The 23221-nt window shown below is 65.6% G+C and carries 23 protein-coding genes; 10 read left to right on the top strand and 13 right to left on the bottom strand.

Translation table 11 applies throughout. From position 1 onward, the window contains the following. Positions 1-19 precede the first annotated feature (19 nt). The 6 genes from AC1DYU_RS21570 (at position 20) to AC1DYU_RS21545 (ending at position 4317) form a co-directional block, all read left to right on the top strand. Positions 20-355 (top strand): metal-sulfur cluster assembly factor, encoded by a 336-nt coding sequence (locus AC1DYU_RS21570; protein WP_158485229.1) that lies wholly within the window; start codon positions 20-22, stop codon positions 353-355. Then, positions 355-603, top strand: coding sequence for a DUF2249 domain-containing protein (locus AC1DYU_RS21565; RefSeq protein WP_158485228.1), 249 nt, complete (start codon positions 355-357; stop codon positions 601-603). The genes AC1DYU_RS21570 and AC1DYU_RS21565 overlap by 1 nt, the downstream gene beginning before the upstream one ends. Positions 604-879: 276 nt before the next feature. Then, complete coding sequence (locus tag AC1DYU_RS21560; protein ID WP_476793412.1) at positions 880-2421, top strand: PAS domain-containing sensor histidine kinase; 1542 nt, start codon at positions 880-882, stop codon at positions 2419-2421. Further along, positions 2411-3028 carry a response regulator FixJ gene (fixJ, locus tag AC1DYU_RS21555; protein WP_158485227.1) on the top strand — a complete coding sequence of 206 codons (618 nt, stop codon included), beginning with the start codon at positions 2411-2413 and terminating at the stop codon, positions 3026-3028. Before AC1DYU_RS21560 ends, fixJ begins: the two co-directional genes overlap by 11 nt. Positions 3029-3141: 113 nt before the next feature. Further along, on the top strand, positions 3142-3519 hold the full coding sequence (locus AC1DYU_RS21550) for a response regulator (protein WP_158485226.1): 378 nt from the start codon (positions 3142-3144) through the stop codon (positions 3517-3519). 111 nt (positions 3520-3630) lie between these two features. After that, entirely contained in the window at positions 3631-4317 is a 687-nt protein-coding gene (locus tag AC1DYU_RS21545; RefSeq protein ID WP_158485225.1) for a helix-turn-helix domain-containing protein, read from the top strand. A gap of 136 nt (positions 4318-4453) precedes the next feature. Here the strand turns inward: AC1DYU_RS21545 and AC1DYU_RS21540 are convergent, their stop codons facing one another. From AC1DYU_RS21540 to AC1DYU_RS21500, 9 genes are all read right to left on the bottom strand, one after another. Then, complete coding sequence (locus AC1DYU_RS21540) at positions 4454-6856, bottom strand: heavy metal translocating P-type ATPase (protein ID WP_476793411.1); 2403 nt, start codon at positions 6854-6856, stop codon at positions 4454-4456. Between the two features lie 159 nt (positions 6857-7015). Further along, entirely contained in the window at positions 7016-7576 is a 561-nt protein-coding gene (locus AC1DYU_RS21535) for a hypothetical protein (protein ID WP_476793410.1), read from the bottom strand. Between the two features lie 59 nt (positions 7577-7635). Beyond that, positions 7636-8220, bottom strand: a complete 585-nt coding sequence (locus AC1DYU_RS21530) for a Crp/Fnr family transcriptional regulator (protein WP_476793409.1) — start codon at positions 8218-8220, stop codon at positions 7636-7638. 158 nt (positions 8221-8378) lie between these two features. After that, the gene (locus AC1DYU_RS21525; RefSeq protein ID WP_476793408.1) at positions 8379-8732 is read right to left on the bottom strand and encodes a hypothetical protein; all 354 of its coding nucleotides are present in this window, start codon (positions 8730-8732) and stop codon (positions 8379-8381) included. Continuing rightward, complete coding sequence (locus tag AC1DYU_RS21520) at positions 8729-9007, bottom strand: copper-binding protein (protein ID WP_476793407.1); 279 nt, start codon at positions 9005-9007, stop codon at positions 8729-8731. Before AC1DYU_RS21520 ends, AC1DYU_RS21525 begins: the two co-directional genes overlap by 4 nt. Before the next feature lie 28 nt (positions 9008-9035). Further along, entirely contained in the window at positions 9036-9521 is a 486-nt protein-coding gene (locus tag AC1DYU_RS21515) for a cupredoxin domain-containing protein (protein WP_476793480.1), read from the bottom strand. Positions 9522-9556: 35 nt separating this feature from the next. Further along, positions 9557-10993 (bottom strand): multicopper oxidase family protein, encoded by a 1437-nt coding sequence (locus AC1DYU_RS21510; protein ID WP_476793406.1) that lies wholly within the window; start codon positions 10991-10993, stop codon positions 9557-9559. 23 nt (positions 10994-11016) lie between these two features. Continuing rightward, on the bottom strand, positions 11017-12483 hold the full coding sequence (locus tag AC1DYU_RS21505; protein ID WP_476793479.1) for a TolC family protein: 1467 nt from the start codon (positions 12481-12483) through the stop codon (positions 11017-11019). 74 nt (positions 12484-12557) lie between these two features. Then, a complete protein-coding gene (locus tag AC1DYU_RS21500; RefSeq protein WP_476793405.1) occupies positions 12558-12695 on the bottom strand; it encodes a hypothetical protein in 138 nt (45 codons plus the stop codon). Positions 12696-12961: 266 nt separating this feature from the next. On the opposite strand from AC1DYU_RS21500, the gene AC1DYU_RS21495 reads away from it, so the two are divergent. Next, entirely contained in the window at positions 12962-13717 is a 756-nt protein-coding gene (locus AC1DYU_RS21495) for a response regulator (RefSeq protein WP_476793404.1), read from the top strand. Between the two features lie 32 nt (positions 13718-13749). After that, positions 13750-15180: an ATP-binding protein gene (locus AC1DYU_RS21490; RefSeq protein ID WP_476793403.1), complete on the top strand. Its 1431-nt coding sequence runs from the start codon at positions 13750-13752 to the stop codon at positions 15178-15180. A 142-nt stretch (positions 15181-15322) separates the two neighbouring features. On the opposite strand, the gene AC1DYU_RS21485 is transcribed toward AC1DYU_RS21490, so the two are convergent. Genes AC1DYU_RS21485 through AC1DYU_RS21470 form a run of 4 tightly spaced genes read right to left on the bottom strand, consistent with a single transcriptional unit; the run spans position 15323 to position 20881 of the window. After that, a complete protein-coding gene (locus AC1DYU_RS21485; RefSeq protein WP_476793402.1) occupies positions 15323-16936 on the bottom strand; it encodes a hydantoinase B/oxoprolinase family protein in 1614 nt (537 codons plus the stop codon). Continuing rightward, entirely contained in the window at positions 16936-18987 is a 2052-nt protein-coding gene (locus tag AC1DYU_RS21480; RefSeq protein WP_476793401.1) for a hydantoinase/oxoprolinase family protein, read from the bottom strand. The genes AC1DYU_RS21485 and AC1DYU_RS21480 overlap by 1 nt, the downstream gene beginning before the upstream one ends. 18 nt (positions 18988-19005) lie before the next feature. Next, positions 19006-19845 carry a PfkB family carbohydrate kinase gene (locus AC1DYU_RS21475; protein WP_476793400.1) on the bottom strand — a complete coding sequence of 280 codons (840 nt, stop codon included), beginning with the start codon at positions 19843-19845 and terminating at the stop codon, positions 19006-19008. 22 nt (positions 19846-19867) lie between these two features. Then, a complete protein-coding gene (locus AC1DYU_RS21470; RefSeq protein WP_476793399.1) occupies positions 19868-20881 on the bottom strand; it encodes an SIS domain-containing protein in 1014 nt (337 codons plus the stop codon). A 194-nt stretch (positions 20882-21075) separates the two neighbouring features. Here AC1DYU_RS21470 and AC1DYU_RS21465 point away from each other — a divergent pair, with 194 nt between their 5' ends. Together AC1DYU_RS21465 and AC1DYU_RS21460 are read left to right on the top strand one after the other, a co-directional pair. After that, positions 21076-21822 carry a GntR family transcriptional regulator gene (locus AC1DYU_RS21465; protein WP_476793398.1) on the top strand — a complete coding sequence of 249 codons (747 nt, stop codon included), beginning with the start codon at positions 21076-21078 and terminating at the stop codon, positions 21820-21822. Between the two features lie 67 nt (positions 21823-21889). Next, positions 21890-23215: an NAD(P)/FAD-dependent oxidoreductase gene (locus AC1DYU_RS21460; protein ID WP_476793397.1), complete on the top strand. Its 1326-nt coding sequence runs from the start codon at positions 21890-21892 to the stop codon at positions 23213-23215. Positions 23216-23221 lie beyond the last annotated feature (6 nt).

The raw sequence follows: 23221 nt of genomic DNA, 5'->3' as shown, positions 1-23221 counted from the left end.
CGCGTGACCAGGATCAGCCATGAGCCGAGCAGCGAACCAACCCCTCGATCCGGATCTGCTTGAATGCCTTCTCGACGTGATGGATCCGGAGATCGGCCTCAGCGTGGTTGACCTCGGGCTCATTTACCGCGCGACCCGGGACGAGAGCGGGATCGATGTGGCTCTCACATTGACCACCCGGGCCTGCCCATTGGGCGAGATGATCATCGACGACGCGCGCGAGCGGCTGGCGGGCCGCTTCCGGGATGCTCCACGCATCGGGCTCGATCTGGTCTGGCAGCCGCCGTGGAACCCGGACCGGATTACCGACCGCGGCCGCGAATTACTGGGCCGCCAACCGAAGGAAGCCGCTTGATGAGCAACTGCAGTGCTTCCGAGACCTTCATCGACGTGCGCCGGATCCTGCCGCGCATGCATCGTCACCCGCTGATCTTCGCCGCCTTCGAGGGCCTGAAGCAGTCCGAGGCCCTCGTGCTGGTCAACGACCACGATCCCTGGCCGCTGCTTTACCAGTTCCACATCCGCCATCCTGGCGCGTTCGTATGGCACTATGAGGAGGAGGGGCCTGATGTCTGGCGCTTCCGCGTCACTCGTGCGGCGTGAGCCAGCGGCAGGAGTCACGCACGGGCGTCTCGCACTCCGCGTGCAGCTGCTCGCAGTGGCGGCTGTCGCTCTGCTGACGGGCCTCTGCGGAGGCTTGGGGCGGCTCGGGTGGAGCATTTGACAGCGCTTTCCCTGACATTGGGAGCGCGCGGGCGATGGCGTCATGGCGGCGCGGTCTGAACGGCACCACGGCTACGCCATTAATTTGGAACCCCTTTGCACGGCCAGCTGGCGAAGCCTATACGAGAGCCTTCGCGATTTGAGCCGGAGATATCTTTGAAGGTCCCATCCGGAAGCCTGTCGCTGCCGGGCGCTTACAAGGTGCCCGCCGACCTTCTGCTCGACGCAGTCGCGGACATCGCGCTCCTCGTGCTGGATGGCGAGGGGCAGATCATCGGTTGGAACCTCGGTGCGGAACATATCACAGGCTGGCGCCGGAACGAGATCCTGGGCCGCCATGTCGCCATCCTCTACCCCGCGGAGGACGTCGCGGCCGGCGGGCCCGACCGACACCTTGCCCAAGCCCTCGATGCCGGCCGCTACGAGGAGCAGGGTACCCGCCTCAGGAAGGACGGTTCGCGCTACACGGCGAATGTCGCCATCACGCCTTTGCGCGACGAGGATGGCAACTTCCAGGGTTTCGCCAAGGTCGTGCGGGACGTCACCGAGCGGCTTGCCGCGGAGGAGGCGCTCCGGGCCAGCGAGGCGCATCTGCGCTCGATCCTGGAAACTGTGCCGGAGGCGATGATCGTCATCGACGAAGAGGCCCGCATCCAGTCCTTCAGCGCGGCGGCGGTTCGCCAGTTCGGCTATACGCCCGAGGCGGTGATCGGGGAGAACATCAATATCCTGATGCCGGAGCCTTACCGGACGCAGCACGACGGCTACATGCAGCGCTACCTCACGACCGGAGAGCGCCGCATCATCGGCATCGGGCGCGTCGTGGTGGGACAGCGCAAGGACCGCTCGACCTTTCCGATGGAGCTCTCCGTGGGAGAGATGCGCTCCGGCGGCCAGCGCTATTTCACCGGGTTCATCCGTGATCTGACGGAGCGGCAGGAGACCGAGACCCGTCTGCAGGAGCTCCAGTCCGAGCTCGTCCACATGTCCCGGTTCACCGCGCTCGGAGAGATGGCCTCGACCCTGGCCCACGAGATCAACCAGCCGCTCACGGCCATCGCCAACTACCTCAAGGGCTGCCGGCGCATCCTGCAGCGGATGGAGGGGGATGAGGTCGCGGTGCTGCGGGAGGGCGTCAGCCAGGCCGCGGATCAGGCCCTCCGGGCCGGGGACATCATCCGGCACCTGCGGGATTTCGTCGCCCGCGGCGAGAGCGAGCGCCATATCGAGAACCTGCCGAAACTCATCGAGGAGGCGAGCGCGCTTGCCCTTGTGGGCGCAAAGGAGAAGGGCATCCGGGTCACCTTCCGGCTGGATCCGGATGCGCCGCTCGTCCTCGCCGACCGCATCCAGGTGCAGCAGGTCCTTCTTAATCTCATCCGTAACGCGATCGAGGCCATGCAGGACGGATCACGCCGGGAGTTGGTGGTGGCGACGCAGGCACGGCCGGAGGACGGCCTCGTCGCCATCAGCATAACCGATACCGGCACCGGCATCGCGCCGGAGATCGCCGAGCAGCTGTTCCAGCCATTCGTGACCACGAAGAAGCATGGAATGGGCGTCGGGCTGTCGATCTGCCGCACCATCGTCGAGTCGCATGGCGGAAAGATCTCGGTTCAATCGGAAACTGGCCGGGGGACCACGTTCATGTTCACCTTGCGGGCGGTGAACCAGGAGGAGTTGTCGAATGCCGAGTGAAGCGGTTGTGCATGTCGTCGATGACGATGTCGCGGTCCGGCAGTCGCTGTCGTTCCTCCTCGCTTCCGACGGGCTCCCGGTGCGTCTGCACGAGTCCGCCTCCGCCTTTCTCGACAGCGTGCCGGGCCCCCCCGCCGGATGCATCGTCACCGATGTCCGCATGCCGGGCATCGACGGCATCGAGTTCCTCAGGCGCCTGAAGGCGCGCGGCTTCGCCGTGCCGGTGATCGTGATGACCGGACATGCCGACGTTGCGCTGGCCGTCCAGGCCATGAAGGAGGGAGCCGTCGATTTCGTCGAGAAGCCCTTCGACGACGACCTGTTCCTCGCTGCGATCAGGTCGGCGCTGGCCAAGCAGGCGCACAGCGCCGAGCAGAATGCCCAGACGTCGGAGATCAAGGCACGGATCGAGGCGCTCTCGGAGCGCGAGGCGCAGGTGCTGGTGGGACTCTTTGCCGGCAAGGCCAACAAGGTGATCGCCAACGATCTCGGGATAAGCCCGCGCACGGTCGAGATCTACCGCGCCAACGTGATGACGAAGATGCAGGCCCGCAGCCTGTCTGCGCTGGTGCGCATGGCTCTGCTGGCCGGTGCGCCCGATGGCTGACGCCGGCCCTAAGGGGAATCCCTGAATAGGTCTGGACTTGGGGTTTGAGGCAGATCAACCCGCTAAACCTTGGGGTGGAGTAGCTCTCGGAAACCCGGCAGCAGGACTCCGATATGCCCTTGAACCCAGGACAGGTCATCATTGTCGATGATGACGCCGCCGTCCGGAACGCGCTCCAGTTCGCCCTCGAGGTCGAGGGACTGACCGTTCGCGCCTATCAGGGCGGGGCAGAGCTGCTCGCCGCGACGGATCTGCCCGCCAAGGGCTGCCTGGTGGTCGACTACTACATGCCGGCCATGAACGGGATCGACCTGATCCGTCGCCTGCGCGCGCGCCGGGTCGACCTGCCCGCGATCCTGATCACGTCCAACGCCACCGAGGACATGCGCAGGAGCGCCGCTCACGCGGGGATTCACCGGATCCTGGAGAAGCCTCTCGAGGATTCCTCGCTGGTCGACAGCATCCGCGGGGCGTTGGATGCGGGCGCTTGAGATCGCGAACGACCCCCGGGACATCCCTTAGGAAAGCATCTGAATTTCGCGGCCTCCTCCGAAAAGCTAGCCTCGAGCTCACGTTGAACGCCCAACCCGACGAGAGTTCCGATGCAGATTGCGCTCACCACCGCTGGGAACGAGATCGCCTCCGCCGCCGCCCGGTTCGCCTATGGCCAGCCGGCCCGGTCCACGCGGGAATCGCCGGCCCTCGGTTCGACCAGGACCTTCGCCAAGGGGGCCGAGATTTACGCCGAGGGAGACCGGGCCGCGTTCATCCACAAGGTCGCCTCCGGGGCCGTCCGCACGTCGAAGCTCCTGAGCGACGGTCGCCGTCAGATCGACGCCTTCCACTTGCCGGGCGACGTTTTCGGCATCGAGGCAGGCGACGAGCACCGCTTCAGCGCCGAGGCCATCGGGGAGGCGACGGTGATCGCCTACCGCCGCTGCAGTCTTGAAACCCTCGCCGCGAACGACAGCGTCGTCGCGCGCCAGGTCGTGACGGCCATGATGCGCGCTCTGGAGCGGGCCCAGAACCATATACTCCTGCTTGGCCGCAAGAGCGCCATGGAGAAGATCGCCACCTTCCTGCTCGACCTCGCCGGCCGGATTTCGGAGAACGGCCAGGTCGACCTCCCGATGTCGCGCATCGACATCGCCGATCATCTCGGATTGACCATCGAGACGGTGTCCCGTTCGCTCACTCAGCTGGAGCGTCAGGGAGCCATCGAGGTTCCCGCCCATCGCCGCTCCATCGTGCTGCGCGACACGGCCGCCCTCCGGCGCCTGGACGACTGAGACCCGGCCAAACCGGACGCCGCTCCCTGGGCGACAACCCCGACGGCGCGCGCCGGAAGGCACGCTCCCTGTCGGCATCCCCCCTGCGCCGACCCCATTGGTACCATCGTCGCCATGGGAAGGCCCGCGGGCCTCGTCAGTGATGATCCAAAGAGACCCGCCGCAATCGCAGAGCATTCGCGATTACGCTCACCGAGGACAGAGCCATCGCGGCCGCCGCGATGATCGGCGAAAGCAACAGCCCGAAAATCGGATAGAGCGCACCGGCGGCGATGGGCACTCCGGCGGCATTGTAGATGAAGGCGAAGAACAGGTTCTGGCGGATGTTGCTCATCGTCGCGCGGCTGAGCTGGCGGGCCCGAACGATGCCCTGAAGGTCGCCTTTCAACAGCGTCACGCCAGCGCTCTCAATCGCGACATCGGTGCCGGTGCCCATCGCGATACCGACATCCGCAGCGGCGAGCGCCGGTGCATCGTTGACGCCGTCGCCCGCCATGGCGACGACCCGCCCCTCGCCGCGTAGCCGGCTGACGACCTTCGCTTTGTCCTCCGGCAGGATCTCCGCCTCCACCTCGGCAATCTCGAGCTTTCGCGCCACGGCTTCAGCCGTCGTCCTGTTGTCGCCGGTCAACATCACGACCCGCACACCATCGGCCGCCAAAGCCCTCACCGCAGCCGGCGTGGTTTTCTTGATCGGGTCGGCGATCGCGACGAGGCCTCCCGCCCGCCCGTCTATTGCGACGAAGATCACTGTCGCGCCTTCGCGACGCAGAACCTCGGCCTCGGCGGCGAGATCGACAAGGTCCACGCCTTCCTCGCTTATGATCGTATGGCTGCCGATGACCAGCCTCTTGCCATCGACCAGGCCGGTGACGCCCCTGCCGACCGGGCTGTCGAATTCGCGGGCTTCACCAAGCGGAACCCCGCGTTGGTTCGCGGCCTCGACGATGGCGGTCGCCAGAGGATGTTCGCTCGCTCTCTCCAGGCTGGCGGCAAGGCGCAACAACTCGGTTTCATCGAGCCCCGCGACGGCCTTGATGTTCGTCACCTTCGGTCGGCCTTCGGTCAAGGTCCCGGTCTTGTCGACGACGAGCGTGTCGATCTTCTCGAAGCGCTCCAGCGCCTCGGCATTCTTGATCAGCACGCCGAGGCTGGCGCCGCGGCCGACGCCGACCATGATCGACATCGGCGTCGCGAGCCCGAGCGCGCATGGGCAGGCAATGATCAGCACCGCAACGGCGGCAACGAGGCCGTGGGCGAAGCGCGGCTCTGGCCCCCACGTCATCCAGGCAGCAAAGGCCAGGAGCGCGACCACGATCACCACCGGCACGAACCAGCCCGATACCTCATCGGCAAGACGCTGGATCGGCGCGCGCGACCGCTGCGCATCGGCAACCATGCGCACGATCTGCGCCAGCATCGTGTCGCGGCCGACCTTGCCGGCGTGCATGATGAAGCCGCCGGTGCGGTTGAGCGTTCCGCCGATCAGCCTGGCGCCGGGCTCCTTGGTGACCGGCATGGACTCGCCGGTAATCATCGACTCATCGACCGAGCTGCGCCCTTCGATCAGCTCGCCATCGACCGGCACCTTTTCTCCGGGGCGGACGCGGAGTCGATCGCCGACGGTGACGGCATCAAGGGCCACGTCCTCGTCCGTGCCGTCGAGGCGGATACGGCGCCCGGTCTTGGGGGAGAGGTCCAGCAGCGCGCGGATGGCGCCGCCGGTCTGCTCGCGTGCCTGCAACTCGAGGACCTGGCCCAGCAGCACCAGCACCGTGATGACGGCGGCTGCCTCGAAATAGACTGCAACCGAGCCGTCGCCGCCGCGGAACGTGTCGGGGAACAGGCCTGGCGTGGCGGTGGCAATGAGGCTGTAGAGCCAGGCCACCCCCGTACCCATCGCGATCAGCGTGAACATGTTCAGATGACGCGTCACGAGCGACTGCCAGCCGCGCTCGAAGAACGGCCAGCCGGCCCATAAGACGACGGGCGTGGCCAGCGCGAGCTGGATCCAGTTCGACGTCTGCGCGCCGACGAGCATGTGCAGATCGATCAGGTGAGCGCCCATCTCCAGGATCACGACCGGCAGGGCGAGCGCGAGACCGACCCAGAAGCGCCGCGTCATGTCGGCGAGTTCGGGGCTCGGCCCGGTCTCGGCCGTCACCATCTCCGGTTCGAGCGCCATGCCGCAGATCGGGCAATTGCCGGGCCCGGCCTGCCTGACCTGAGGATGCATCGGACAGGTATAGATCACGTCGCCAGCATGAGACGGAGCGGCTTTGGCGGCATGCGCTGCATCGCTCGCCGCGAACGCCCTGGGATCGTGCTCGAACTTCGTGCGGCATGCGTCCGAGCAGAAGGAGTAGGTCTTTCCATCATAATCGGAGCGGTACTTCGCCGAGGCGGGATCGACGAACATGCCACAGACCGGATCCTTGACCATGCGCTCGCCGGGCTGCTCATGAGCATCGCGGTGGCCGGAGTGGTCATGCCCGGCATGATCGTGCCCAGAATGCTGGTGGATATCGCGCGCAGCCATATTGTGCCCTCGCCAAGCGCGCAGCCGCCATCTCGGAGCGTGCTTTAGTCGGCGCGAAGGTAACGTCGGCAACTGCCGCGCGCTCCAGACCTATTGTTACACTTTGTAACGGCCGGTGCTGGCGCGGCACAATCGCCGCCGCGGCGCGTCCAAGCGGCTCTAGCGATGCTTCGAGCCATGGCCGCTCGGCGCGGCTGGCGGTGCAGTGCCGTAGCCGCGCAGCGCGTCGTATCGCGAAATCTGTTGTGGCGTGAGCAGACCTGCTGTCTCGATATGAGCCTCCAGATGCGCCGCCCGCAGCATGCCTTGCCTCGCGCCGATCTGCATCGTGAGTTCGTTCAGCCGGGCCGGATCGATCGTCTTGTGGGTGAAGGCCGCATCGAGCTCACGCTCCAGAGCGAGAACCTCGGCTCCAAGCGCTTTCGCTCTGGCGCTCATGCGCGCTTCCGATGCCTGAACGCCCTTGTGCTGCTCGACCGAGAGTTGAAGCTCGCGCGCCAATTCGAGGACGTGGAGCGGGCCAGGATAGCGGTTGAGCTCCGCCGGTTTGGCCAGCCCCATGCCGCGGCCCTGAACGAGATCGTCGATCTCCTTCGGCGAGAGGGCCTTGATGTCGCGGGTCTCTTGGCCCGCGTAGGGATTTGTCGGCGGCCCGGAGGCGAAACCTGCCGATGCCAGCATGAGAAACCCGAGCAGGCTGAAGGCGGTTGTCTTGATCATGGAATAATCTCCTCGACTATTCCGATACACGCCTCATGCGCGCCGCAACATGATTGCAATCATGTCAGCGTGATGGTTCCGTCGCCTCTTCGGATAGCCCGTTCGGCCTCGAGTTGCGCCAGCGTCCGATAGAGGACCTCGGGCGTCAGGCCGACGGTAGCGGCGAGATCTTTCAGCAGTCCCTTGATGATGACGGTTCGCCCGTCGGCTCCCGCCTGCGCCACAAGATGGGCAAGTAAGCGCTCGCGCGCGGAGCGGATGTCACGCAGGGCCAGAGCAGACCGGAGCGCCATGACCTGCCGCGCAAGATCGGCCGTCAGGTTCAGCCGCGCATCGGCATCGTTCTGAAGCAGGGCGAGCGCTTCCGTCTTGGCAAAGCATGCGACCGTGCTATCGGTCACGGCCTGCGCATCGCAGTGATAGGTTCCCGCAAAGAGCGAAGCCTCTGCGAAACGCTCTCCCCGCCTGGCGACAAAGAGAATTGTCGCGCGTCCGCTTGCGCCAAAGCGAACCAGACGAATCTGTCCCTTCCGGACCGCGAAGAAGCCCCGCGTCGCATCTCCCGTCGCAAACAGCGTCTCGCCTGCTGCGAGTTCTCGAATGGTCGGCTTCAACGCCGTGAAGATCGTTTCGGCCTGATACATGCGCCCATCGGCTTAAGCTCCCAAGCAGCGTCCAGGCGCGCTTGTAATCCATGCCCATGCTGCGGGCAGCGGCCGACGTCGGTCCCCGTACGACGGACGTTCGCAAGCATGGCGTTTGCCGGAGCCAATCCGCGGCCCGACTCGAAGATGATCGCCTCTCATTCCGGTTGATTTGAATCGTTCCGCTCTGTTGACGGGATGGCGACCGCGCAGCGGCCGCCGACGCAGACAATGCCCAGAATCTTATGTGACGAGCCCAAGCAGTTCGCCCGGTAAATGCTCGTCTTGTCCTTGCCAGGCAGCGCCCTGATGTCGGCCTTCACGCAACCCGCCTCCAGAAGCGCTCGCTGCAAGTCGCGATCCGAGGCCTTCGAGGTGATCCCGAGCGCAATGAGCCAAGCCGTCATGCTCACGGTCATCAAAGCGGATCGAAACGGCATTTTGGAGCCAGGCCGCAATTTCGGACCGGGCCGGACGAGCGCGTCGCGCCCGTCCGCGAGACGATCGTTCACTTGGCCTTCTGCAGTTTGATGACGGTGATCTGGCCGTTGACGCGGTCGGCATCGAACTTGATCTTGTCGCCAGATTTCAGGCCCTTCAGCATGGCCGGATCTGCGGCTTTGAACACCATCGTCATGTTCTCCATCTCGAGGTTCTTGATCGGGCCGTGATTGATGGTGAGCTTGCTTTGGGCCTCGTCGACCTTGGTGACGGTACCGTTGACCGACTGGGCCGCGGCCGGCAGCGCGAAGGCGACGAAAGCGATGGTCCCGAGAGTTTTCAGCATTGGATGCTCCCTTGGCTGAGTGAGGCGCTTACTTGACGATGATCTTGCCGGTCATGCCCGCCTCGCGATGGCCGGGGATCAGGCAGGAGAAGTCGAACTCCCCCGCCTTGGTGAACTGCCAGACGATTTCGCCGGTCTTCTTCGGCGCGAGGCGCTTGGCGTTCGGATCGTCGTGCTCCATGTCCGGATTCTTCTGCATTTCGATCGCGTGCTTGAGGTTCTCCTCGAGCGTCGCCAGCACGAGTTCATGGTCGAGCTCGCCATTGTTGCGCAGCGCGAACTTCACCTGCTCGCCACGCCGGATTTCGATCCGGTCCGGGATGAAGGCCATCTTGCCGTCCTTCTCGGCCATCACGACCGAGATGATCCGCGCCGGCTTCTTCGGGTCGCCCGGCTTGCCGTAGGCGGCGGCGTCGCCATGGCTGTGACCGGGAGCGCCACCGGGTGCGGCCAAGGCGGCACCGGTCGAAATCAAGGCCGCCAGGGCTGCAAGTCTCAGTCTCGACGTCTTCATCGTCATGGGGTTGCTCCGGAGTTGATTGTTCGGGGTCAGTGATTGGAATGCGGGTTCTTGGCGCCGGGCAGCTTCTTGCCGTCCGGGCCGAGCCTGGGCTTGCGTGGGTCCTTGACGCGCCAATCGACGGACTGGACTCCGCTGTCGGGTCCCCTTGTGCGCGGTGCCTCGCTGAGCCTCTCGCCCTTGTATTCGAAGGCGACTGTCCCTTCGGGGTTCTTGTAAGGACCCGGGTCCTTGTAATCATTCTTGGCCAGCCCCTCGCGGACCTTCACGACCGAAAACATGCCGCCCATCTCGACCGGGCCGAACTGGGCGAAGCCCGTCATCATCGGCAAGGTGTTGTCAGGCAGCGGCATCTCCATCGAGCCCATCTCGCCCATGCCGTTCGAGCCCATCGGCATGTAGCCAGGCGCGATCTTGGCAATCCGCTTGGCGAGGTCCTTCTTGCCGACGCCGATATAGGTCTTCACAGAATGGCCCATGGCGTTCATCGTATGGTGCGATTTGTGGCAATGGATCGCCCAGTCGCCCGGCTCGTCGGCGACGAAATCAAAAGCGCGCATCTGGCCCACGGCGCAGTCGACCGAGACCTCCGGCCAAGCCGCGGCGGGATCGACCCAGCCGCCATCGGTGCAGGAGACCTTGAACTCGTAGCCATGCATGTGGATCGGGTGGTTGGTCATGGTCAGGTTGCCGAAGCGGATGCGGACCTTGTCGTTGAGCCCGACCATGAATGGGTCGATGCCCGGAAAGACCCGGCTGTTCCAGCACCAGAGGTTGAAATCGAGCATGGTGTTGACCTTCGGCACATAGGAGCCGGGCTCGATGTCGAAGGCGTTGAGCAGGAAGACGAAGTCGCGGTCGACACGGCGGAAGGCCGGATCCTTGGGATGGACGACAAAAAAGCCCATCATGCCCATCGCCATCTGCACCATCTCGTCGGAATGGGGATGGTACATGTAGGTGCCGGAGCGCCGGAGCTGGAACTCGTAGACGAAGGTCTTCCCTGGCGGGATATGCGGCTGCGTCAGTCCACCGACACCGTCCATGCCGTTGGGCAGCCGCTGGCCGTGCCAGTGAATCGTGGTGTTCTCCGGCAGCTTGTTGGTGACGTAGATGCGAACCTTGTCGCCTTCGACGGCCTCGATCGTCGGGCCCGGCGACTGGCCGTTATAGCCCCAGAGATAGGCCTTCATCCCCGGCGCAAGCTCTCGCTCGACCGGCTCGGCGACGAGGTGGAACTCCTTCCAGTCGCCATTCATGCGCGAGGGCAAGGTCCAGCCGTTCAGCGTCGCGACCGGCTGGTAGTCGGGACCACTGGTCGGCACGAGCGGCGCCTGGGTCGACGCCTCGGTCATCGTCGGCGCTTCGGGTACGGCGGCGAAGGCGGTCCGGCCGGAGACGGTGGCAGCGCCCGCGAGCACCAGCCCCGACGAACCGATGAAACCCCTGCGCGAGAGGCTGGTCATGTCTTGATCCTTCCGGGAACGGGTCAATGCGCCGCTCCTCCACCTTGACTCGCGCTGGAGGCCGCGACGACGGTACCGCCGCCGCCCGAGCCACCGCCAATGAGCGCATGCTTGAAATCGGTATGGGCGATCCAGACATCGCGCCTGGCGTTGATCGCCGCGACATTCGAAAGGATGCGGCTGCGCGCATCGACGATGAGCTCCGTCACATCGGTCAGCATGCCGTTGTACTGCAGCAACGCCTCGTCCTGGATGATCTTGCGCAGCGGCAGGACGTTGTTCTCGTACTGGCGAGCGATATCGTAGCTGGCGCGATATCCGGTATAGGCCTCGCGTGCCTCGGAGCGGACATTCACCGCCTTCTCGGCCAGCCGGTTGGCCGCCTGCATATAGGTCTGCTCGGCCAGAGCGACCTTCGATTGACCGAAGTCAAAGATCGGGATTTCGATCTCGAGTTCGAGCGTCCGGCTGCGGCTCGTCTCTCGCTCGACACGGCCGTCCTCCGATAAGGTCCGCCCGCGGTCGTAGGTGCGCCGGCCGAGCAGATCGACATCGTTCACGAAACGGGTCGCCTGGGTCAGACCGAGCGATTTGGCGAGCGCATCAAGATCAGCTCGCGCGATCTGGACATCGATCCGCTTGCGCAGCGCCTCGGCCTCGATGGATTTGACGGTCTGAATGCGCGGCAGCGGCGGCAAGGTACCAGGCAGCTTGAACGTCAGGTCTTCGCCCCAAAGTCCGAGCTGCCGCACGAGCCGCTCGCGTTCCTGGCGCTGCTGCAGCCGTGCCTGCGCCAGCTGCGTGCCCAGCTCGGCATCGAAAGCGAACTCACGAGCCTGGTTCAGCTTGTTGATGCCGCCTGACTCGCCCAGCCGCTTGAACAGCTCGGACGCCGCGTCTGACGACGCCTTCGCCTGCTGATAGAAGGAGACCTGCGCATTGGCAGCGACGGCCCGGTAATATTGCCGGCGCGTATCAGCTGCGAGCTTGAGCACGGCCTCCGCCGCGCGCAATTGCGCCGTGCGAAAGCGGTCGCCAGCGATCTCGGCACGAGCCGGCAATGTCGCGAGTGCGAAAAGACCGCCGGCGACCTGTCGTTCGATCTCGATCTCGAACCCGCCCGAGAGCTTGGAGATGCCAAAACGCGGGTTCGGCGGCAGGCTGGCCGCGACCATCTGCGTCTCGGCGATGCCAAGCTCGTTGAAGGCCGCCTGCAGCCCGCGATTGTTCAGGAGCGCGATCTGGACAGCGGTGTCGGCCGTCAGCGGCCTCCTGAGCAACTGATCGACGCGCGCCTTGGCGCTGCCGGCCGTCGCATCGTCGCCGATCTTGACCACGTCCTTGTTGAGCTCGCTGTAGGAGATCGCCTGAACCGTGCCGATTCCCGCATCCGGCGAGAAGCTCGCGCAGCCCCCGAGCAAGGCAGCGACACCAGCCAGCAGCGCCAGGCGAGAGAAACGGCCGGCGCTCGGCGTTTCGGACGCCAACACAGCGCGCCCCGCGTCAGCGACAAGGCCATGCGCCGAACGCCGCTCGGTTGGCTGGTTGAAGCTGAGCGCCGACATCACTGCTGCGGCCCGACGCGGCGGTTCAGTTCACGCCAGTCCTTGGGTTCGGCCGGGCGCAGCGAGGTCGTGCCGGCGCTGACGCTCTGATAGCGCTGCGCGGGAACACGGACATTGGGATCTGCTGGCCGGGCCAAATACGTGGGCACCTGCGTGGCGGAGCAAGCGCAGAGCGCAAGCGCGAGTGCTGACATGAGGAGTGGTCTTGGGAGCATCACGACTCGGCTGTTCCGGGGCCTCGATGCGCCTTGGGTAGCAACGGCGCGCGGCATGCGTCCGTTACAAATTGTTGCGAAGCTGGACGGGCGTGAAAGGACTTCCCGCGCTATCATGAGATCACCGAGAAAGGCTGGCCCTGCCATTTTCCGGGCGGGACCGCCCTGAATACGAAGGAAGAACTCGCGTGATCCAAGCTCTCAGCGCGGCGACCGATGATCACGGTCATGTGCTCATCGTGGATGACGACCCGCAGATCAGACTGCTCGTCGCTCGCTTCCTGCAACGACATGGCTATCAAGTGATGGGAGCGCCGGACGGCCGGGTGATGCTGGAGGTCCTCTCCCATTCGCCCATCGATCTCGTCATCTTGGACCTGATGCTGCCTGGGCGATCGGGGATCGATCTTTGCGAGGATATTCGTGCCACCTCGCAAGTGCCTATTGTGATGCTGACTGCCCGTAGCGAAGAGAGCGATCGCATCATCGGCTTGGAAGTGGGCGCCGACGACTATGTCACCAAGCCCTTCAGCCCGCGCGAGCTGCTCGCTCGCGTGCGAGCCGTGCTACGCCGCGCCCGAGCGACAGCAAGCAGATCTCGCGCGCCCGAAATCGTTGGCTTCGACGGCTGGCTCATGGATCTCCGCCGACGCGAGCTGACCTCCCCATCCGGCACGCTCATCGATCTGTCGACTGGTGAATTCGACCTGCTCGCCGCCTTCGTCGAACATGCCAACCGGGTGCTCTCACGCGAATCCCTGTTGCAGTTCGCCAAGACCCGTACCAGCGACGACCCTTTCGACAGAACGATCGACGTCCAGATCAGCCGCCTGCGCAGGAAGCTCGAAGCGGATGCGAATGGCAGCCAGTTGATCAAGACGGTCCGGGGCGCCGGCTACATGTTCTCGCCTGCCGTCCAGGCCAGAGCGAGCGAGCCGGCATGATGCAATTCCTTCGCCCGCGCTGGCCGGACACGGTGGCCGGCCGCGCCATCCTGATCCTGGTTGCGGCCTTGCTCGCTTTCCATTTCGCCGGCTACTGGGCCTATCGCGTCAGCGTCGAGAGCCTGGCCAATGTCCAGCGCGACAAGGCACTCGCCGAGCGCATCGTTTCGATCAAGCGCGCGATCGCCGGCAACGCCAATGACGCCGAACGCGACCGCGTCGCCCATGATCTGTCGAGCGCCAGCCTTGAGGTGCATTGGAGCAAGGTCAGTCTCGTGCTCGGCACGGTGCCAGCCACGGAGCGGACGAAGGAGATGGCAGCCAGGCTGAAGGAGCTCGCTCCGGAACTGGCATCGGAACCGTTTCGGCTGGGCTATGCCGATGACGGCGCGTCGGGCGCCGGTGACGCCGACGCCTCTCGCCATATGATGCTGGTCTCGGTGCGCCTGGACGACGGCTCCTGGGTGAACTTCTCCTCGACGGCCCTGGGCGCGAACCAGCACGGCGACTGGAACGTGCTCACGATCATGATCTGTTTCGGCGTTGCGATCGTCGTCATCGGCGTATTGCTGCTGCGCTGGGCGACACGGCCTCTGCGCGAATTGGCCATGGCGGCGGAGCGATTCAGCCTCGACCAGGCGCCGCAGCCGCTGCCCGAGAGCGGTCCTGCCGAAGTTCGGCACGCGGCGCGTGCCTTCAACACCATGGGCGAGCGGATCCAGCGTCTTGTCGCCGAGCGCATGCAGGCGCTTGCAGCGGTGTCGCACGATCTGCGCACCCCGATCACGAGACTGCGGCTGCGCTCCGAGCTGCTGGAAGACGAGGCGACGCGCGATCTCATCGATGGCGATCTGTCCGAGATGGAGGGGATGATCGATTCCACCCTGGAGTTTCTGCGCGGCGGCGTCTCGAGCGAGGCCCATCGCCCGATCGACATCGTCTCGGTCATCGAGACGATCGTCGGTCAGCACGCCGACCAGGGCAGGCAGATTGCCCTGAGCGGAATCAGCCATGGCCGCGTGGCCGGAAAGCTCCTGGCTCTGAAGCGCGCATTCTGGAACGTCATCGGCAATGCGGTGAAATACGCCGATCAGGCGTGGGTGAAGGTTGAAGAGACGCCAACGAACCTGTCGATCACGGTCGAGGATAATGGTCCCGGCATTCCGGAGGCCGAGATGGAGCGCATGTTCCAGCCATTCGTTCGGCTTGAGGAATCGCGTGGTCGTCAGACCGGTGGATCGGGGCTGGGCCTGACGATCGCAAGAGCGGCCATCCGCTCGCACGGGGGCGACATTTCGCTTTCAAATCGTCCTGAAGGTGGCCTGAAGGTTCTGATAACCCTGCCCAAGTTGGACGCGTCCTGCCAACAGGCGGCCGGGCTACCGAGAGAGCCCGAGCACAGACCTAGAGGGGAGGCCAGGCAAACTGCCGGCATCGATGCTCAAGATCATACTCACGTGTAAAATCGAGCAGTCCTGCTCGACAGGGTCTGGTATTCTTGGAGAGTATGCTCGCTCTCATTCAGGCGCACTGTTGTCGATCAGCGAGATGCCGGCTCAGCTGCGGCCGGGAGACGGTCATCCCCGGCGATCCCGCTTTCCGACATCAGGCCGGTGCCAACCTTCCTTCGGCAAGATCGCGCGCTTGCGCCTCGGAATCGCGTTCCGCGACCGGGCCGTAACCGCCGGCGCCTGGCGTGACGATCTCGACGATCTGGCCGGGTTCGAGCGCGCCGTCGCCACGCACGAACGGCACGACTCCTTCGCTGAACGAGTAAGAGCCACCTTGCCCCGGCTCGCCGCCGGCGATGCCCCAGGGCCGCGACTTCAGGCGCGAATTGTCGACGTTGAGCCGGCAGGGCGCTTCGGCTCTGTAGACGCGACGCAAGCCCATGCCGCCGCGATGGCGCCCACGTCCGCCTGAGCCGTCGACCAGCTCGTAGCGCAACAGCGTGAGCGGATACTCGACCTCCAGCGCCTCGACCGGCAGATTCGAGGTGTTGGTCATGTGGACATGGACGCCGTCGAGCCCGTCCTTGGTCGCGCGCGCGCCCGATCCGCCTCCGATCGTCTCGAGATAGACCCAGAGATCGCCACTGCCAGGCATCGCCCCCATGAAGGTGGCGGCTGCGACCGCGCCCGAGCAGGCGGCGATGACGCGCTCCGGCACGGCCTGCGCGAGCGCACCATGGATCAGATCGACGACGCGCTGGCAGGGCGCGATCCGCCCGTTCACCGCTGCCGGATGCAAGCAATTCAGCACCGTGCCCTCCTTCGCAGTCACGGTGAGAGGGCGGGCTAAGCCTGCATTGGGCGGGATGGTCGGATCGGCCACCGTCTTGACCGCGTAATAGACCGTCGAGAGCAGCGCGGTATAGACCATGTTGAAGCCCGCGCGCGCCTGCGGCGGACTCTCGAAGGCGAGCTTCATTTCCTCGCCGGCGACCGTGATTTCGACCGAGAACGCCATCGGCTGCTCGATCTCGGGATTGTCGAAATAGTCCTCGAAGCGATAGACGCCGTCGGGGATCGAGGCGATGCCGGCGCGCATCTTGCGCTCGGCATAGTCCTGCAGGGCCTTGCCCGCAGAGAGCACGGTGGCGCGGCCATATTTGTCGCAGAGCGCGCGCACGCGTTCGACGCCGAGCCGGTTCGCTGCCATCTGGGCGCGCAGGTCCGAGAGGCGCTCGCGCGGAACCTGGCAGTTCAGCAGGATCAGCTCCTGCACGTCCTTCATCAGCGTGCCGCCATCGTAGAGACGGATCGGCGGGATGCGCAGGCCTTCCTGATAGATATGGGCGTGGCCGCGATCGGCGAAATCGGAATGGTGGGCGGTGTTGACGGCCCAGGCGACCATTTTTCCGTCATGAAAGATCGGCTCGGCCAGGACGATGTCGGGAAGATGTGTGCCGCCGCCTTCATAGGCATCGTTGCCGATGAAGACGTCGCCGGGCTTCATTTCGGCGATCGCATGGCGCTTCAGGATATGCGGGATGATGCCGATGAAGGAGCCGAGATGCATCGGGATGTGCTCGGCCTGGCAGAGCGTGTTGCCCTCGATATCGAAAAGCGCCGTCGAGCAGTCGCGGCGCTCCTTGATGTTGGTCGAGTAGCTGGCCTTGACCAGCGCTTCGCCCATTTCCTCGGTGATCGAGGCGAAGGCGCTGCCGATGACCTCGACGGTGATCGGATCGACGGTGACCGGTGCGGGCGCGTTCATCACGGCGTCTCCAGGATCAGGTTGAGATAGGGCTCGACGCGGGCGGTCATGCCGGGCAGCAGCACCGTGGTCGCGTCCATCTGCTCGATGATCGCTGGCCCATCGATGAGGTTGCCGGACCTGAGCCCGTCGCGGTCATAGATCGGGCAATCGACGAAGCCGCCGGCTTCCGGGAACCAGACCTCGCGCCGGCCGATGATCGCCGGGGAGGCGTCCGGCCCGGCATCGGGCTCGGGCCGGAACTCGGCCTTGGGCACGAAGCCGATCGCCTCGACGCGATAGGTCACGAGCTGGATCGGTTCGCCGTCGGCTACGAAGCCGTAAAGACGCCTGTGCGCCTCGGAGAACCCTTCCGCCAGCGCCTTGACGGTCTCAGTCGAGATCGGCCCGTCCGGCACGTCGATGGCGAGTTCGTAATTCTGGCCGTGGTAGCGCAGGTCCGCCGTGCGCTTGAGCTCGCGGTCGGCGGAGGCGACCTTCTCTTCGGTGAACCAGTTCTCGGCCTGAGCTTCGAGGCCCACGAAGATCTGGGCCATGTCGGGGGCGAGCCCTTCACTGAGCGTCGCCAGCCGCGTCGTCGCGAAATTGGCACGCAGGTCGGTGAGCAGCAGGCCGAGCGCGCAGCCGATGCCGGGATTGCGAGGCACGATGATGCGCTTCATCTCCAGCTCGCGCGCCAGCCGGGCGGCATGAAGCGGACCCGCGCCGCCGAAAGCGACGAGAGCGTAGTCGCGCGGATCGTGGCCGCGCTGGACGCTGATGACGCGGATGGCCTTGGCCATGTTGGCGGTGACGACCGAGATGATACCCTGCGCCGTCGCCATCGGCTCGAGGCCGAGCTTGTCGGCGATGCGGCCGATCGCCTGCTTCGACAGCGCCTGGTCGATCGGCATGCGCCCGCCGAGCAGATGCGTCGGGTTCAGGGTCCGCAACACGACATTGGCGTCGGTGACGGCAGGTTCCGTTGAGCCGCGGCCATAGCAGACCGGCCCGGGATCGGCGCCGGCGCTGCGCGGGCCGACCTTGAGCAGACCACCGGAATCGATCGCCGCGATCGAGCCGCCACCGGCACCGACCGTGTGGATGTCGAGCATCGGCGCCTTGATCGGATAGCCATGGACAGTCGTCTCGCTGGCGAGCTTGGCCTCACCGTTGCGCAGCAGCGCGACGTCCGAGGAGGTGCCGCCCATGTCGAAGGTGATCAGGTTCTCGATACCGGTCATGCGGCCGATGGCCTGCGCCGCGACGACCCCTGTCGACGGGCCGGAGAGCACGGTGCGCACGGGCAGGCGCGCCGCCATGTCGAAGCCGATGACGCCGCCATTCGACTGCGTCAGATGCGGCGTCGTGGTGAGGCCGAGCTCCTTCAGCCGTTCGGCGAGACGCTGGATATAGCCCTGCATCACCGGGCCGAGATAAGCGTTCACCACCGCCGTCGAGATGCGTTCATACTCACGGAACTCGGGCGCAACCTCGTGCGAGGTGCAGATGAAGGCGTCGGGAAACTCTTCGGCGACGATGCGCTTTGCCGTCGCCTCATGCTCGGGCCGGACGAAGCCGTAGAGGAAGCCGATGGCAACGGCCTTGACGCCCGCCTCCCTCAGCGCGCGGGCTGCCTGACGCACCCCCTCCTCGTCGAGCGGGATCTCGACCGAACCGTCATGGCGCAGGCGCTCGGTGACACCAAAACGCAGATCGCGGGTGACGAGAGGCGGCGCCTTGTCGACCTGCAGGTCGTAGAGATCGGGACGCTTCTGGCGGCCGATCTCGATCAGGTCGCGGAAGCCGTCGGTGGTGATCAGCCCGGTCTTGACGCCGCGATGCTGGATGAGGGCATTGGTGCCGACCGTCGTGCCATGGCCGAAATACACGACCTCGCTCGGCTTGGCGCCGACGCGCTCGGTGCCCTCCTGGGTGCCGCGCGCGATGGCGCGGGAGGGATCGTCCGGCGTCGAGGGTACCTTCCAGACCGCCACCTGACCGCTCGCATCGTCGAAGAGACAGATATCCGTGAAAGTCCCGCCGGAATCGATCCCGATACGCCAGGCCATGATCTCAAATCCTCCGGTTCATCCGAGCGCCGTCACCACGGCCTCGGACCATGGTGCGCCATGGCCGAAACCGCCCTGATACCCGCAAACCGCCGCGGCATTGGCTGCACCGGCGGCCAGTGCCTCCGGAATGCCCTTGTCTTCCAGCACAGCCAGAAGAAACGCGGCGATGAGACCGTCCCCGGCGCCCAGCGTATCGACGATGTGTGCCTGGGTGATCCCGTGTCGGTGGAATACCCCGCCTGCCAGAGCCAATGAGCCGCGCTCGCCGCGCGTCACCACCACGAGCTCCGGCCCGGCTTCAGTGCAACGGCGTGCCAGATCGCGGCACTCCGCTTCGGAACCGGCGGGGAAGGACAGGAAGGCGATGTCCAGGAAGGGCAGCGTCGCCGCCAGATTGGTGTCGGTCCAGCGTTCGGAGAAGTCGTAGGAGAAGCGACGTATAGCGTGGCGAAGCGTCGCGAGCTCGGCATCGAGTTCGCTGTAGATGCTCGAATGCACCAGATCGAAGCTGGCGACATAGGCGAGTTCCTCGGGCGAGAACCGGTCCCATTGGCCGCGTACACCGCGTTGCGAGCGCAGGAAGCGGCGGTCATTTCCGTCATGGCCGATGAAGGCGCGGGCATTGTCGCCGGCGAGCATGCGGCAGCGGCTCGTATCCACGCCCTCAAGGAGCAGGGCATTGACGATCAGCCTGCCGGCCTCGTCCGAGCCGAGACAGCCGAGATAGCCCGCTTCGGCGCCGAGCCTTTGGGCCAGGACCGCGACATTGACCGCGTTGCCGCCCGGGAATTGCAGGCCGCGATCGACATAGGTGTCGACCGTGTTGTCGCCGAGCCCGAGCAGCCTGAGGGTCATGCGGCCTCTCCGCGCGAGGAATTCAGTACGCGACCTTCCACATGTAGCGGCGGGTCGAGAGCGGCTGACTGTGGAGCACGGAGAGATGCGCCGCCATGCGCTTCAGCGCCGACTGGAGGATGTAAGGCGCGACGATCGGGCGAATCTCGGGCGCGATGCCCTTCATCGCGAAATCGCGCGAGTCGTATTTCATCACCCGCTCGGCATAGGTGTCGCAGAATGTCGAGACGCGCTCCATCAGCGGGCGGCTCGGGTCTTCGCCCGTGATCAGGATCAGCGGCGTGCTGCGGTCGATGATCTCGAAGGGACCATGAAAGAATTCGGCCGCCTCGATCGGATAGCTGTGCAGCCAGAGCATCTCCATGAGGATGCAGACGCCGAAGACATAGGCCGTGGTGAAGCCCGGCCCCGAGGCGACGTGATAGAAATTGCGGTCCTTGGCATAAAGGCGCGCGTCGGCTGCAGCGCGCTCCTCGTTCTGCTCCGCCGCGTCGCAGATCGCGCCGGGCAGCGCATCGAGCGAGGCGACGAGCTTGTCACCGAGCGGCCAGCCGTCCTTGGCGCTCATGATGCCGCCGACCAGCGCCTGCATCAGCATGAACATGGCCACGAAGGACTCGCTGGTGTCGCCCACCACGAAATGTTCGGGCACGGCCAGCGCAAGCGGTTTGTCGGCATATTGGCTGAAGGCCACGAGCTTGCAGGGCTTGTCCTTCAGGAACGCAGCGGCGGCGACCGTCTCCGGCGTCGTTCCAGATTTGGAGGCGAGCAGGACCAGCGTGCGGCCGTCGAGCCGCGGCGGATCGATCGCCATGAACTCCGCCGGGAAATAGCGGCGGACCTCGATGCCGGGCGAATAGTGCTCGAGCCAGTATTTGATGCCGAGCATGGCGCGGTTCGCCGAGCCGCAGGCAACGAGATAGATCCGGTCGATCTCCGGAGCGAGGCGGCAGCCGAGCGCATAGGCCTGGGGCACGGCGGCACGGGTCTGCGCGAGCCCCTCATGCACGCGGGCGCGATCGAAGGCGATGGACATGGGAGAGTGTCACTTCCAGGCGACGAAGAATTGGTATACTCCAATCACCTATACCAATGCCTGTCAACCATAGTCCAATCGGCCGATAGATCAGCTCGATTGCGCCGCGCTTCCGCGTATATGCATCCCCGGGATGTGGAGCCGACGCAATCCCGCTATATGCGGAAACGAGAAGCACCCGAGAGACGCCAGCCATGCGCGAACCCGTGAAGCGGGCCAAGCCGATCTATGTCGAGGTGCAGGATTATCTGCTCGACCTCATCAGCGCGCCGGACTATGGCCCGGGCGACCGCGTTCCCTCCGAACGCGTGCTCGCCGACACGCTCGGCATCAACCGCATGACCGTGCGCAAGGCGATCGACAAGCTCGTCGACCGCAACGTGCTGGAGCGCAACGGCACCAGCGGCACCCGCGTTCCGCTGGTCCAGGTGACGCGCCCGATCGAGGTGCATTCGACCCTCGGCATTACCCGCATCATCCGCAATGCCGGCGGCGAGCCCGGCAACAAGCTGCTGCATTTCGGCGAGGAGAAGGCGACCGAGAGCATCGCACGCCGGCTCGACATCGCAGCTGGCGCGGATCTGATCATGTTCCGCCGGCTGCGCACGGTGAATGACGAGCCGTTCTGCATCGAGACGAGCTATCTGCCGGCGGCGCGCTTTGTCGGGCTCGTGGCGGAAGACCTCGTCGGCGGGCAGTCGCTCTATGAGTTGCTGAGAGCCCGCTACCACGTCGAGGCCAGCGCGCGCGACCGAGAGATCAGCGTCGGTATCGCGACGGACCTGGAGGCCCGCCTGCTCCTGCTCCAGCCAGGTTCGCCCACTCTGGTCCTGAGGCTGGTGGCGCGCGACGGCGACGGCGCGCCGATCGAATACATGAAATCGGTCAACCACCCGCATCACGTCGTCTTTCGCAACTCCACGCCGGCCCCACAGGACTGATCATGCCGCTGCCTGCCTTTCGCTTCCGGCCCAGGGCCGGGCTCTCGTCTCCGGTCCGGGAGCGCATGTGATGGGCATCACCATCGAGACGATCGATCCCGACGCAAGCCTGCCGAAGAGGAGCGACGTCGTCGTCATCGGCGGCGGCATCATCGGCATCATGACCGGGCTCTTCCTGGCGAAGGAGGGCATCTCGGTCACGGTCTGCGAGAAAGGCGAGGTCGGCCACGAGCAGTCCGGCCGCAACTGGGGCTGGGTCCGGATCATGGGCCGCGATCCCAGCGAGATTCCGCTCGGGCTGGAAAGCATGCGGCTCTGGTCCGAGATGGACAAGCTGGTCGGGGGCGATACCGGCTTCACGCGCTCCGGCATCGTTTATGTCGCCGACACGCCGGCCAAGCTCGCCGAGCATGAGGCCTGGCTCGACCATGCCAGGCAGTACCAGCTTGATTCGCGGCTGCTGAGCTCGCGCGAGATCGAAGGCGTGCTGCCTGGCTGCAAGCGCGCCTTTGCGGGAGCCCTGTTCACGCCGAGCGATGCGCGGGCGGAGCCGCAAAAGGCCGTGCCGGCGATGGCGCGTGCGCTGCGCCGCCATGGCGGCACCGTTCTGACGCGCTGCGCGGTGCGCGGCATCGAGACCACGGCCGGCCGGGTCAGCGCCGTGGTGACGGAACGCGGCACGGTCGCCTGCTCGCAGGTCGTGCTAGCGGGTGGAGCCTGGTCGCGGCTGTTCCTCGGCAATCTCGGCATCGACTTTCCGCAACTCAAGGTACTCGGCTCGGTCCTGCGCACCGAGCCGCTCGACGGCCCGCCGCCCTATGCCGTCGGCGGCTCGGACTTCGCCTTCCGCAAGCGTCAGGACGGCGGCTACACCATCGCCCATCGTGGCGCGAGCACCGCCGAGATCGTGCCCGACTCGTTCCGCCTGTTCGGTGATTTCCTGCCGTCGCTGGTGAAGCAGCGGCACGAGCTCAGGTTGCATCTCGGGGCGCGCTTCCTCGAGGAGGCGCGGACGCCGCGGCGCTGGGCTCTCGACGAGGTGACGCCTTTCGAGCGCATGCGCGTGCTCGATCCGGCGCCAGCCAGTAATATCCTGAACGAAGGTCAGGCCAATCTGATCAAAGCCTTCCCGGCTTTCGCGGGCCTGAAGATCGCGCAGGCCTGGGGCGGCTTCGTCGATGCGATGCCCGATGCGGTGCCCGTGATAGGCGAGGTGCCGCGCCTGCCGGGCTTCTTCATCGCCAGTGGCTTCTCGGGCCACGGCTTCGGTATCGGCCCGGGCGCCGGCAGGCTGATTGCTGACCTCGTCAGGGGCGCGACGCCGCTGATCGACGCCAGGCCCTTTCGGCTCGAGCGCTTCGCCCGGCTGGAACGCACCACGCGCGCGGAATGACCATCA

Source organism: Allobosea sp. P2_B12, from assembly GCF_056404835.1.
This window is presented reverse-complemented; position numbering and strand designations above follow the sequence as displayed.